The sequence below is a fragment of the Reichenbachiella sp. MALMAid0571 genome (genome assembly GCF_040151475.1).
Classification (GTDB): Bacteria; Bacteroidota; Bacteroidia; order Cytophagales; family Cyclobacteriaceae; genus CAXBNB01.
The window spans coordinates 157,656-171,070 of record NZ_JBDKWG010000151.1 but is presented as its reverse complement, the minus strand read 5'-3'; the positions used below and the strand labels follow the sequence as shown (position 1 = coordinate 171,070).

Below are 13,415 nucleotides of genomic sequence, written 5' to 3'. Positions count from 1 at the left end.
ATGAGAATATGGAAAAGAAGAAAATTAATGTAGCGTTACTGTTTGGAGGGAAGTCAGCCGAACATGAGATATCTTTAAAATCGGCTAAAAATGTCATTGAAGCCATCGACAAAGAGCGGTTCAATCCAATACTAATAGGGATAGACAAAGGGGGTAACTGGCTTCTCAATGAAAGTACTTCTATTTTACTTAACAGCCATGACGATGCAACGATTAGTCTTAATCTTGAAAGCGATGAAGTGGCATTAATTCCGCAGAGTGGAGGGAAAATATCTAATTTTACTAACTCAGGGTTTGATCAGAAAATAGATGTTGTTTTTCCTGTTTTGCACGGTCCCTTCGGCGAAGACGGGACAATTCAGGGTTTGTTGAAACTGGCAAATATTCCATTTGTTGGAGCAGGTGTATTGGGCTCGGCTGTTGGTATGGATAAGGATGTGATGAAGCGCCTGCTGCGAGATGCCGGATTGCCAATCGGAAAATTTATAACACTAAGAATTCAAGATGAAATCCCGTCATTTGATGATGTTGAAGGTAAATTGGGACTTCCATGTTTTGTAAAACCTGCGAATTTAGGTTCGTCAGTAGGCATCAATAGAGCTGATACAGAAGAGGAATATATAAAAGCGGTGAAGGAGGCCTTTGAATATGACAATAAGATTATTATTGAAGAATTCATAGCTGGAAGAGAGATTGAGTGTGCTATACTGGGAAATGAAAACCCAAAAGCTTCAGTTGTGGGAGAGATTAGCTTTAGTGATTCTTTTTATTCTTATGATGCCAAATATGTTGATGCTTCTGGTTTTAAGATTGATATTCCAGCTCAGGTTGAATCTGATATACAATCTCAGATTCAAGATATCGCCATTAAGACTTTTAAGACATTGTCCTGTGAAGGATTTGCAAGGGTAGATGTGTTTTTAACGAAAGACAATAGAATTATCGTCAATGAAATAAATACTATACCCGGGTTTACAAAAATCAGTATGTATCCTAAATTATGGGAGGCAAGTGGGATTTCTTACAGCCAATTGATCAGTAAACTGATCGAATTGGCAATTGACAGGTTTGAGAAGGAAAAAAGAATAAAAACGACACGATGATCAGTCGTAATCATCGTCATCATCATCACCACCATCATCATCGCTATTGTCCGATAAATAATCTAAATCTGAATACTTATTTTCATAATCTTCTTTCACTTCAGATTTTAATATACCGTCATCATCAAAGTCATCGTCTTCGTCAATGATTTGGGCAGCTTGTTTGGTGGTCATTCTTACCAGATAGTAAAATTCATCTGTTTCCAGTGGCAATGCACTCACTTTTTGTCCGTCTTTGTTGACATAAGATATTAAGTTGTCCACAAATCCCTCCGGATATACCAGTTTAATCTGTTCGCGAATTGATTCATCCAGTTTTTCGAAATCTTTTATTACTCGTGGTTTGTTTACATTCATAGCCAATAATTATATTAATAGGTGTTGTTGGTTGATGCTTTAATTCTATAAATTTTATTAGTATTTATACATCAAAATAGTAATAAAATTTCACTTGATAAATTTTAACTTAAATAAGTTGGAGTTTTTTTGAAGATTAATATAAAACACGCTTTAGAAAGGCAAATCATCTCCGTCAGTTCCACTTGTGCTTTGTAACCATTCAGGTTCCGATTGACCCGATAGAGCTTCAGGCTCTACAGAAGGCTTATTGCTTGGTGTACCGACTGTAATGTCGTGTGCTGCCGAAAGTTTCCACGCTTGTAAGGAATTGAAATATTTGACCACTCCTTGAGGATCAGTCCATTTTCTGCCTTTCAAGTTAAAAGCCACATTGATTTCCTGGCCTATATTAAATCCGTCAAGCTGATCACATTTATCTTGTATTAATTCAAATTTGATAAACTCAGGATACTGTGGATTCTCTGCGTATTCCAGTACAAATTCTCTTTTTTTAAATGTTGCAGTGACATTTGCAGTTTCTGATTTTTCTATCAACTTTCCTTTGATCTCCATAATTTTTGTTCTTTCTATTTTGTTTGACAAAGATGAATTTTTATTCAATTCATCCCAAAGTATAGAGAGATAAAAAATGAATATCTCTATTTTTTATCAGAAGTCTCTGCTAAAATGTGATTAAAGTCATGTAAAAAAAACATGCTGATTGATGGATGTCAATGTTGGTGCTTACTCCTCTTTCTAATTTTGAAATACTTGAAAAGAGTAAATTGAAAATAGAATGACTACAATTAGTAAAATGACCATAGTGTACAATGGAGAGGATAATTTTAGTAAGGAAACACTGGCTTACATGAATATACTGAGTAGTCATATAAAAAAATACGACACATCAAAAGTTAGCCTTAGCATTTCATTTATTAAGGATTTGCTCCTTCGTTTGAAGATGGACTCTAAAGATCTGATAATTGCAGAATCTAGTTTTATGGATCGATTTAAATCTCAAATAGATCATTTTAAAGAAGAAGATTATATTAAACTTTTCCACAAATACCCTCAATTATTGAAAACCCCCATTGTATTAACGGAATCCAAAGCGTATATCATTACTAACAAAGCTGATATTTTTAATTTGCAATCTCTGACCTGATCAGAAATCCAGAGTGAGTTGTATATAGTGATTTTCTCCTTCATGCTCCAGATTAGAGATACCAATTCCCAAAAGACGAATGGGTTTAAATTCACTGGTTTCGGTCTGAACTATTTCTTTCATCAAGTTGATAATACTCTCTTTTGATCTGAGAAAATCAAAAGAAGTTTTACTCCGTGTGATTTGAGTAAAATCATCAAATTTAAATTTTATAGTGAGTGTTCTTCCGTATGATTTTGATTTTTCTATCCTTGAAAAAAGCGAATCAGAAAGAATCTCTAATTCCTGAATAATGTCTTTTGTAGCGACAATGTCATAATCAAAAGTGTTTTCTACACTTACTGATTTTCTAATCCTATTTGGATTTACCTCTCTTTCATCAATAGCTCTGGCAATATTGTAATAATACTTTCCTGTTTTTCCAAAGTTGGATTGTAAGAATGAAAGAGATTTTGATTTTAAATCCAGGCCACAGTGAATGCCCATTCTGCTCATTTTTTTTGCAGTGACCTTTCCTATACCATGAAATTTTTCAATTTTCAATTTCTCAATAAAACTGGTAGCCTCATCAGGTTTTATCAATGTTAACCCGTTTGGTTTATTGATATCCGATGCGGTCTTGGCCAGAAATTTATTGATAGAAATACCTGCAGATGCTGTTAGGTTTGTGGTTTCTTTTATTCTTGCCCTTATCTCTTTGGCTATGAGAGTGGCTGATGGCATGCCCTTTTTGTTGCTGGTCACATCCAGGTAAGCTTCATCCAAAGAGAGAGGTTCTACTAAATCTGTATAGTCTAAAAATATTTCCCTGATTTGTTCGGATACTTTTTTATATACATCAAACCTGGGAGGTACAAATATGATGTTGGGGCATCTTCGGTAAGCAGTGACAGAAGCGAGTGCTGAGTGTACTCCATACCTCCTGGCTTCATAGGAAGCCGCAGCTACTACACCTCTTTGTCTGCTGCCCCCAACAGCTACTGGTTTTCCTTTGAGATCCGGATTATCTCTTTGCTCTACAGATGCGAAAAATGCATCCATGTCGATGTGAATTATTTTTCTTAGTCCATCTGCTTGATCCACATTCATTGGATTGTGATATTTGTATCAAAATTTAAATTTGTTGAAATTATTTTTTGATAAACTATAAAGAGTTGAAAAAGTCTAAGAAAATCTTTTTGATTATTGCAGCGATATTCTTCATTGCCATGATTTTATTGGCAATAGATTTCTCGAGGAGAACTGAATTCAGGAAAATGGGAGGGGTAAAACAGATAGAAAAATCAATCGAAGATTGATTCCTGGTACTTTATTATTTTGAAGCTGTTTTCCTTGAAATCATTTTATCTACTTCTTTTGTGAAGTTAGATGCGCCACCACTCAGGTATCCGGTTTTTCCATAAGCTGTTATTGCATAGTTTTTAGCTTCTTCAGGTTTGTCCAGGGAAAAAACCCAAATGGTCGGAAATCCACGCACCTGAAAAGCCTGCTGCAGGCCTCTGTTTTGATCCATTTGTTGCGCAGGTAGTTGCGTTCTTCTTGGAAAGTCAAGTTCTAATAGAATAACATTTTCTTCAGCCCATTTTTTAAACTCAGGTTTGTTAAATACTTCCGCTCTTAATTTTTTGCACCATCCACACCAGTCACTTCCGGTAAAGTTGGCAAGGATTGGTTTGTCCGTTTTCTTAGAAATCCTATAAGCTTCATCAATATCTACCAGCCAGTTGTCATCTTGTGCTTTTTTAAATTCTACTTTTTTTTCCTGAGCAAATACTGTAGCTACGGTAAGTAGCAAGATTGGTAAAATATATAATTTCCTGAGCTTCATTAGTTTTTCTTTTCTGTTACAACCAACTGTTTTTACAACAATTTAGTTCCTTTTTTATTTTACAAACAGTATTTTTTTGAACGTTTCAATTATAGAACTGTTACAAATTAACAAAAAACGAGCCTTACTTTCAATAAATGGCATTGGGAATTATTAGTTGCCACTGTTGAATCCCCGTAATTTTATAGCAGTCAACTTCTTTTTTGTATCTAATGGGAAATCTCCTTTCATCATCCAGTCGTAATACCCGGGTTCTTTAGCGAAAATTTCTTCAACAGGTTTTAGGCGATGCTTACCGAAGTTGAACACCTCAACTCCGTCATTGTTCTTTATGATCCTGCCTGCCAGGTCAACCATATTAGAAGAGGTGATGCTATGCAAGGTAGCCATATCGTTGCTGATAGTTCCGAGTTTCTTGCCCAGGTTGTCAACAACATCCTGTCCGTCGTATTTCTCTACCTGAGCTTTTAAAACTTCATAGGTGGCAAGTGTGTCAGCTTCTGCTCCATGAGCACCTTCAAGTTCTTTTCCACAATAAAATTTGTATGCGGCAGTTAATGTCCTTTTTTCCATCATGTGGAAAATTTTTTGAGCATCAATTAATTTTCTACTGCTCATGTCAAAATCCACTTCAGCTCTGAGAAATTCCTCTGCCAGTACAGGTACATCAAATTTTAAGATGTTGAACCCAGCCAGGTCACATCCTTCCAAAAAAGCAGCCAGATTTTTGGCTATGCTTTTAAATGTAGGTTCATTTTCAACATCCTTGTCGTAGATGCCATGTATTAAACTGGTTTCTATAGGAATAGGTATGGTAGGATTTATTTTCAGCGTTTTTATGGTGGTTTCACCATTGAGTAAAACCTTGACAAAGGACAATTCTACAATTCTGTCTTTGGCTGTGTTGATACCTGTAGTTTCAAGGTCAAAAAATACTAACGGATTTCTTAATTTGAGTTGCATAAATATGTGGTCATTCAGGAAATCCTGATTATTTGGTTTAACGGATTAAGCTGTAATTTTATGAGCTAGTTTCTTAATGTCTAAACCGTCGAAATTCCCGGAGCTCATGAAAATTAAATCTTCATCTTTCCATGATTTATTGGATAGGAGAGATGATAATTTTTCTGCTTCATCTATTACCAGAATGTCATTCCGGTGAAAAGTTTTCCTTACTTCTTCTTCACTGATCTCAGGTAATTCTTTTTGAGACAGGTTTTTTTTATTAATAAATACAATCGCCGTTTCAGGAGAATTGTAAGTGTTTTTATAATGTTTTAAAAATGCTTTATTCAGACTGCTGAACGTGTGTAATTCAAAACAGGCAGTGAGTTTCCTTTCAGGATGTAGTTCTTTTAAAGCATTTACTGTTGCCTTTAGTTTAGAAGGGGCGTGTGCAAAATCTTCGTAAACAGAGACGGAATTGTTTTTAGCCAACAAGTTGTTTCTTTTCTGCGTGCCTTCAAAACTACCTATAGCTTCGTAGAACTGTTCGTCAGTGATTCCTATTCTTCCTAAAAGAGTTTTTGCTCCATTCAGATTTTGCATGTTGTGTTTGCCGAAAATCTTTAAAGCTACTTTCTCATCATCATTCTTAATAATGAATTGTCCATTCTTTATTTTGTACTTGGGTGTGCAGTAGGGTTCTGTTTTTACATCGAACCTTTCTTTTTTGCAGATAACGGAAGTCATGTCATCTTCCTCGTTGTACACAAGGGTGCCTGCTTTAGGAGTGGCATCAGCCAGCAGTTCGAACTGTTCTACATAACTGTCCAGAGTGGGATATACATTGATATGATCCCATGCGATCCCGCTTACTAGTGCAATATGGTGTTGATATTTTAAGAATTTAGGAACCCTGTCAATTGGTGATGTCAGATATTCATCACCTTCAATGATTATCAATGGAGCATCAGACAATTGAATGGTTTGCTCGATTCCATTGATACGAGCTCCTATTAAGTAATCAAACTCTCTGTTGTGGTATTTTAATACATGTACAATCATGGCAGTAATGGTTGTTTTACCATGACTACCACATATAACGACACGTTGTTTGTTTTTTGATTGTTCGTAGATAAAATCAGGATAAGAATATACTTTTATTCCCAATTCTTCGGCTTTTAACAATTCAGGATTGTCTGCTTTGGCATGCATGCCAAGGATTACAGCATCCAGACTGTCATCAATATTGTTTTCGTACCATCCTAATGATGCCGGAAGTAACCCTGTAGCTTCCAAAGCTGATTTGGCAGGGTCATACACTTTGTCATCAGATCCGGATACCTTTATTCCATTATTATGAAGGGCAATCGCCAGATTGCTCATTACTGAACCCCCAATCGCAATAAAATGTACTTTCTCAATATTCTGGTTCATATATATTCAATAAGACATCCAAAAATAAGACAATTTGGCTATGTCACAAATTTAATGCGAAAATGAGATTTTTAAATTTAATATAAAACCCTGCCTTCATTATTTGTTTGTGATAAAATGGTAAACAAATAATGAAAGGAACAGAGCTGTACGGAAGGATTTTTTCACCTACTTTATCTTTAGCATTTTTCACTATTGATCAGACATTTGCTAAAGATGAAAAAACGAATGTTCTTTGTGTCTATTTGAAGTATATGGGGTCGGTAATAAATGTAAGAGGAGTCAGCAAGACTTATGATACGCAGGTAAATGCCATTCGAGACATTTCTTTTGATGTCAACGAAGGAGAGGTCATAAGCATATTGGGAGAAAGTGGATCAGGGAAAAGTACCTTGCTGCGGCTCATTGCCGGACTTGAGGATGCTGACAAGGGGAGTATATTGATAGATGATCAAATTATCAAAGGCCCTGCTGATAATTTAGTGCCCGGATATGATTTTGTGTCATTGGTTTTTCAGAATTTTCAACTTCAGCGTTTTAAAACAGTCAGAGATAATATTGCCTCCGAGATATACTTTTTGAGTGCGGAAGAAAGAACAGAAAGAGTAGATCAATTACTGGAACTCTGTCGATTGGTTGATAAGTCAGAGAACTTTCCTCACGAACTTTCCGGAGGGCAACAGCAACGGGTAGCCATAGCCATTGCACTGGCAAAGGATCCGGAGGTTGTGCTGATGGATGAGCCTTTCAGTAGTTTGGATTCCAGACTTAAAGCCATAATCAGACAAGAAATGATTGACATCTTACGTGAAGAGAGAGTCACAGTAATTATGGTGAGCCATGACCATGCTGATGCCTTGTCAGTGGCAGATAGGATTATGGTCATGAGAAAAGGAGAGATGGTTCAGGTTGCCACACCAGAAGAACTTTATCATTTTCCGAAATCGGAATATGCTGCTGATTTTCTGGGGCCGATTAACTATTTGTCTTTAAATGGCAGTTCTGGTGCTATAGGAATAAGACCTGAAAAACTGAAAATAGTAAAATCAGGAAAATATCAGGGGATAGTTGAAAAAACTACTTTTCAGGGAATGCATTATCATACTTACATTCAATCTGATATTTCAAACAATTCTATACTTATTTATTCTGAGGAAAATAGAAAAAAGGGATCAAAGGTTGAATTTGAGGTGATTTAAATTATCCCACTATATATAAATAATTGAAATGAAAATTATAATATCACCGGACAAATTCAAAGGATCTCTTTCTGCACTCCAAGTTTGTGAAGCCATACATAAAGGGATCAAACGTTTTGATTCAGCTATTGAAACCATTTTGCATCCATTGGCGGATGGTGGAGAAGGCACACTTGATGTATTGGATTCTGCGTTGGATTTGGAGACTATTGATGTAGAAGTAAACGATCCATTGTTTAGGCCCATAATGGCATCCTATAAAAAAGACAGGCAAAATGCATACATAGAAATGGCTGCTGCATCAGGTTTGCCATTGTTGAAAAATGAAGAAAGAAATTGTTTGCATACTACCACTTTTGGTACGGGAGAGTTGATTTTGGATGCTATCAGTCGAGGGGTGAAACGTATTTATTTGTTGGTAGGAGGCAGTGCTACCAATGATGCAGGGATTGGTATGGCTACCGCTTTGGGTTATACTTTTTGGGATCAACAAGGTAAAGAAATAAGTCCTGTTGGGAATGAACTTATCAGAATAAAGGCTATTGACAGCAATAACCTAAAAGTGAACCTTTCTGAAGTAGAGTTTTTTGTGATCTGCGATGTGAAAAATACCCTGTTTGGCAAAGAAGGAGCTGCCTATATGTATGCGGGACAAAAAGGTGCTGATGAAGAAGCCATAAATCACCTTGATAAAGGATTAGAACACTTTTCAAGGACGGTGCAATCGGCATTCGGAATGGATATTTCAGGTCTGGAAGGTGGAGGAGCGGCCGGTGGCATAGGAGCAGGAGCGGCTGTGTTTTTAAAGGCTCAAATTCTACCCGGAATCCAGACTGTATTGGAAGTGACCGGATATAAGGAAAAACTGAAAGGTGTGGATTTTATAATTACCGGAGAAGGCAAACTGGATGAGCAGACCATTCAGGGAAAGGTCATTCATGGAGTAGATGATATTTCAAGAGCAAACGGCATTCCTTATGCTATTATCTGTGGCGTTGTAGAAGATTTTGAAAAAGTCAAAAGGAAACTAAATGCGGTTGATATTTTGCAGGTAAAATCTCCTGATATTTCACTTGACAGTGCCATTAATGATGCAGCTTTTCATGTGGAAAACCTCGCTTATGAATTAATAAAAAACCAATCTGCTCAATTGAAAGCAAGGTAGTAAGTATATTTGGTAATGTTCACTATTTAAACTATAAATCATTCTTGCATGGAATTGAGGTATCTTCAATTACTATCAGATAAATTTCCTAATGCACCTGCAGTAGCCAAAGAAATTATATTGTTGGAATCAGTATTGAACCTGCCAAAGGGTGCTGAGTTGTTTTTAAGTGATGTGCACGGTGAACATGAGTCTTTTCGTCATGTGTTAAAAAATGCTTCAGGGATTGTTCGAAGCAAAATCATAGACCTTTTCTCAGATGAATTGAATGAGAAAGAAATACGTGCCTTTGCCAGTCTGATTTATTATCCTGAGCATAAAATTGAGATTATTAAGAATGAATTGGAGAATGCAGAGGAATTTTATGCTCAAACTCTTTACCGTTTGGTGAGGTTGAGCCGGGAGTTTGCTTCCATATATGCCAACCGAAAGATTCAAAAGTTGCTTCCGGAAGACTATGGATATATCATATCAGAGTTGACACAAGAGAGAGAGAGGCTTTCAAACCAAAAAGACTATTACCATCAAATTATTAAAACTGTCATCGAGATTGATCAGGCAGACAGGTTGATTGTTGCCTTTGCTAATTTTATTCAAAAACTGGCTGTTCATAAAATACATATTATTGGTGATATTTTTGACCGTGGGCCTGGTGCAGAACATATCATGGACGCATTGATGGACTATCAATCCGTGGATGTGCAGTGGGGAAACCACGATATTGCCTGGATGGGAGCAGCTTGCGGCTCCCGTGCCTGTATTGCCAATGTCCTTAGGTTGTCACTGCGCTATGGAAATACGGATACACTTGAAAAGGGATATGGTATTAACCTTATGCCTTTGGTTTCATTTGCGATCGAAGTATATAAAAACGACGAAAGTCTGGTGTTTGAGCCTAAGTCTTCTGCTGAAGACGCTTTCAATGAAAGTGAGCAGTGGTTGAACAGGATCATGCACAAAGCCATTTCCATCATACAATTCAAACTTGAAGGACAACTCGCACAAAGGTGTCCCGAATTTGGAGTAGGAGACAGAGACGTCCTTAGTAAAATCGATTATAGGAAATCAACAGTTGCAATAGAAGGGACAGAGTATGATTTAAATGATGGTTTCTTTCCAACTATAAATCCAGCTTCTCCTAATGAATTGTCAGAGTCAGAATCGGCATTGCTTCAAAAATTGTGGGAATCATTTCGTGATAGCGAAAGGTTGCAGAGGCATACCAGGTTTTTGTATGAGAATGGGGGTATGTATAAAGTGTCTAACCAAAGCTTGCTGTATCATGGTTGTATTCCGATAGATGATTCCGGTAATTTGGAAGAAGTTGAGTTCGAAGGAAAATTACTCAAAGGAAGAGCCTTGTTGGATTATTTTGATCAGATGGCACGCAAGGCATATTTTGGCAAAAGAAAGTCAGTGGAAAAGGAATTTGGCAGGGACATCATGTGGTATTTGTGGGCTGGCTCAAAATCACCTTTGTTTGGAAAACATAAAATGGCAACTTTTGAAAGATATTTCCTGAGTGATGAAAAACCAAAAGCAGAGCATAAAAATGGCTACTATAAATTCAGGGATAACGAAGCTACGTGCAAAATGATCCTTTCCGAATTTGGCTTAGATCCTGATAAATCCCGAATAATCAATGGACATGTACCAGTGGTAGTTAAAAAAGGAGAAAGCCCCATTAAGGCCAACGGGAAACTGATAGTGATTGATGGTGGTTTTTCCAAGGCATATCAGACACAAACCGGTATTGCCGGATATACTTTGATTCACAATGAATTGGGGTTGCAACTGGTCTCACACGAACCATTTGAATCAACAAAAAGTGCCATTACGAAAGAAACTGATATTGTTTCGTCTCAGACTATCTTGTCTAAACTTGACGAAAAGTTGTGCGTGAGAGATACCAATGATGGCATCAGGGTACTCTCAAAAATTACAGAACTGAAAAGCCTGCTTGACTGTTTTCAGAAGGGAACTATTAAGGAAAGGTATTTTGGTAACACATAGATAAGGTTGTCTCAAAAGGCAGGTAATTCCCAGATTCCTGACTGTCGTCAGACAGGTATTCTGGGATCTGTTCGAGAAACAACTATGGATGTGTTTTCAAAGGGATGCCGGAATAAATCCGGCAACTGTTTAACCCTTTTGAGACAACCTTATTTTTTTATTTACTTAAAAAAGCAACAACTTTTTCAAACACTTGCTGTCCGGTAAAGCCGAATTTTTCATCCAATACTTTAGCTGGAGCAGAGTATCCAAAATGATCTAAACCAAACACCTCACCTCTGTAGCCAACTATAGGCCTCAGTGTTTCAGGTAGTCCTGCTGTCAGTCCAAAAACCGGGACATCAGAAGGGATCAAAGCATCCTGATACGCCTGATCTTGTTGCCTAAACAAGCCATCTGATATTGCAGAAACCACTCTCACTTTAAGCCTTTTTTGTGCTTCCAATAAAGCAGTAGCTTCTAAAAGAGTAGATACTTCAGACCCATTTCCAACAAGGATTACGTCAGGGTTATCGGAACTTTTAACGGCATAAGCTCCTTTTTCAGCAGCCAATGCATCGTCATACCTGCTTGCTCCATTGGCAGGAATGTCCTTGATCCCTTGTCTTGAAAGAATCAATGCTGTAGGCACCTTAGTGTTTTCAAGAGCCATTTTCCACGCTACAGTAGTCTCTACTGCGTCGGCAGGCCTCAAAGCCAACAAGCTCATGTCGCCGGAGTGGTTTTTGATTTTTTCCATCAACCTGATCTGAGCTTCCTGCTCTACAGGTTGGTGAGTAGGGCCATCTTCACCTACACGGAATGCGTCATGAGTCCATACAAACTTCACAGGCAATTCCATCAGGGCAGAAAGCCTGACCGCAGGTTTCATATAATCGGAGAATACAAAAAATGTAGCCACAACTGGAATTACACCACCATGCAATGCCATTCCATTGGCAATAGCAGCCATGGTAAACTCAGCTACACCAGCTTGTAAAAAAGCCCCAGAAAAATCTCCTTTCTTAAAGGCAGTAGTTTTCTTAAGAAATCCATCGGTTTTATCACTGTTTGACAAGTCGGCAGAAGAAACAATCATGTTGTCAACGTGCTCGGCAAAGTGAGCCAACATAGCAGAAGAAGCTGCTCTACTCGCAATATTTTCTTTTTGAGTGATGGCACTGTAATCTATATCAGGAACCTGTCCACTTAAGAACCTTTCCAGTTTAGCTGCTAATTCAGGATTGGCAGCAGCCCATTGTTCTCCTTCTTGTTTTTTGCTGGCAGCATGTGCTCTTTTTTTATCAAGCTGCTTAGCGTAATGTTCCTGAACTTCAGGAAAAATCGTAAAATGATTTTCAGCTTTTCCTCCCAGGTTTTCGATTGTTTTATTCAAAGAAGCTCCGGCACCTGTTAGTGGCTGACCATGAGTTTCGAAACGAGCTTCAAAGCTGTCACCGGATTCAGTCACTGCTCCTTTTCCCATTATAGTTTTGCCAATGATCAGGGTAGGTTTTTCAGTTTCAGCTACTGCATCATCCATTGCTTTTCTGAGTGCACTATGATCATGTCCATCAATGGTCACAACTCTCCAGCCCCATGCTTCATATTTTTTAGCAGTGTCTTCATTGGTTACTTCGGAAGTAGCAGAAGATAACTGCAGGTCGTTGGAGTCATAAAACATGATCAGGTTGCTCAAGCCAAGAAAACCTGCAATCCTACCCGCTCCTTGTGAGATTTCCTCCTGAATGCCTCCATCAGATATGTAAGTATAAGTTTTGTGAGCCATCCATTCTCCAAAACGTTGAACTAAAAAACGTTCAGCGATTGCAGCTCCGACAGCCATTACATGTCCTTGTCCCAGTGGGCCGGAAGTATTTTCTACACCTCTGGCTACATCTACTTCGGGATGTCCAGGTGTGCAACTTCCCCATTGTCTGAAATTTGCAAGGTCTTCCATGCTGTAGTGGTTTTGCAGGGCAAGAGCCGAATAGAGCATAGGTGACATGTGACCAGGATCAAGAAAAAAGCGATCACGGTGAGGCCAGCTCATATCATTTGGATCATAATTCAGATAGTCTGAATAAAGGATATGAATAAAATCTGCACCACCCATTGGTCCTCCCGGGTGGCCTGAATTGGCTTTTTCTACCATGGCTGCAGACAGGATTCTGATATTATCAGCTGCTTGCAGGTCAACACTTTTTTTTGCTAATGTACTGGACATATATTTTACTGTTTTGCT

Annotated in this window: 12 protein-coding genes; 5 read left to right on the top strand and 7 right to left on the bottom strand. The window is 37.9% G+C overall.

Translation table 11 applies throughout. From position 1 onward, the window contains the following. Window positions 1-8: 8 nt before the first annotated feature. Window positions 9-1,103, top strand: coding sequence for a D-alanine--D-alanine ligase (ddlA, locus tag AAOP42_RS22785; protein ID WP_349530899.1), 1,095 nt, complete (start codon window positions 9-11; stop codon window positions 1,101-1,103). Here the strand turns inward: ddlA and AAOP42_RS22780 are convergent, their stop codons facing one another. Together AAOP42_RS22780 and AAOP42_RS22775 are read right to left on the bottom strand one after the other, a co-directional pair. Further along, a complete protein-coding gene (locus tag AAOP42_RS22780; protein WP_349530898.1) occupies window positions 1,104-1,460 on the bottom strand; it encodes a hypothetical protein in 357 nt (118 codons plus the stop codon). It abuts the gene before it with no gap. 153 nt (window positions 1,461-1,613) lie between these two features. Beyond that, entirely contained in the window at window positions 1,614-2,015 is a 402-nt protein-coding gene (locus tag AAOP42_RS22775; RefSeq protein ID WP_349530897.1) for a DUF3127 domain-containing protein, read from the bottom strand. 223 nt (window positions 2,016-2,238) lie between these two features. Between AAOP42_RS22775 and AAOP42_RS22770 the strand changes: the two genes are divergently transcribed. After that, a complete protein-coding gene (locus tag AAOP42_RS22770; protein ID WP_349530896.1) occupies window positions 2,239-2,607 on the top strand; it encodes an ArsC/Spx/MgsR family protein in 369 nt (122 codons plus the stop codon). On the opposite strand, the gene dinB is transcribed toward AAOP42_RS22770, so the two are convergent. The 4 genes from dinB to AAOP42_RS22750 form a co-directional block, all read right to left on the bottom strand. After that, the gene (dinB, locus tag AAOP42_RS22765; RefSeq protein ID WP_349530895.1) at window positions 2,608-3,696 is read right to left on the bottom strand and encodes a DNA polymerase IV; all 1,089 of its coding nucleotides are present in this window, start codon (window positions 3,694-3,696) and stop codon (window positions 2,608-2,610) included. 223 nt (window positions 3,697-3,919) lie between these two features. After that, complete coding sequence (locus AAOP42_RS22760) at window positions 3,920-4,435, bottom strand: thioredoxin family protein (protein WP_349530894.1); 516 nt, start codon at window positions 4,433-4,435, stop codon at window positions 3,920-3,922. 153 nt (window positions 4,436-4,588) lie between these two features. Continuing rightward, a complete protein-coding gene (locus AAOP42_RS22755) occupies window positions 4,589-5,398 on the bottom strand; it encodes an exonuclease domain-containing protein (RefSeq protein WP_349530893.1) in 810 nt (269 codons plus the stop codon). A gap of 45 nt (window positions 5,399-5,443) precedes the next feature. Then, window positions 5,444-6,814 (bottom strand): UDP-N-acetylmuramate--L-alanine ligase, encoded by a 1,371-nt coding sequence (locus AAOP42_RS22750; RefSeq protein WP_349530892.1) that lies wholly within the window; start codon window positions 6,812-6,814, stop codon window positions 5,444-5,446. 131 nt (window positions 6,815-6,945) lie between these two features. Here AAOP42_RS22750 and AAOP42_RS22745 point away from each other — a divergent pair, with 131 nt between their 5' ends. Genes AAOP42_RS22745 through AAOP42_RS22735 form a run of 3 tightly spaced genes read left to right on the top strand, consistent with a single transcriptional unit; the run spans window position 6,946 to window position 11,191 of the window. After that, window positions 6,946-8,013 (top strand): ABC transporter ATP-binding protein, encoded by a 1,068-nt coding sequence (locus tag AAOP42_RS22745; protein ID WP_349530891.1) that lies wholly within the window; start codon window positions 6,946-6,948, stop codon window positions 8,011-8,013. Window positions 8,014-8,041: 28 nt separating this feature from the next. Further along, window positions 8,042-9,178, top strand: a complete 1,137-nt coding sequence (locus tag AAOP42_RS22740; RefSeq protein WP_349530890.1) for a glycerate kinase — start codon at window positions 8,042-8,044, stop codon at window positions 9,176-9,178. Between the two features lie 48 nt (window positions 9,179-9,226). After that, window positions 9,227-11,191, top strand: a complete 1,965-nt coding sequence (locus tag AAOP42_RS22735) for a fructose-1,6-bisphosphatase (protein WP_349530889.1) — start codon at window positions 9,227-9,229, stop codon at window positions 11,189-11,191. Window positions 11,192-11,348: 157 nt separating this feature from the next. On the opposite strand, the gene AAOP42_RS22730 is transcribed toward AAOP42_RS22735, so the two are convergent. Next, entirely contained in the window at window positions 11,349-13,397 is a 2,049-nt protein-coding gene (locus AAOP42_RS22730; protein WP_349530888.1) for a transketolase family protein, read from the bottom strand. Window positions 13,398-13,415 lie beyond the last annotated feature (18 nt).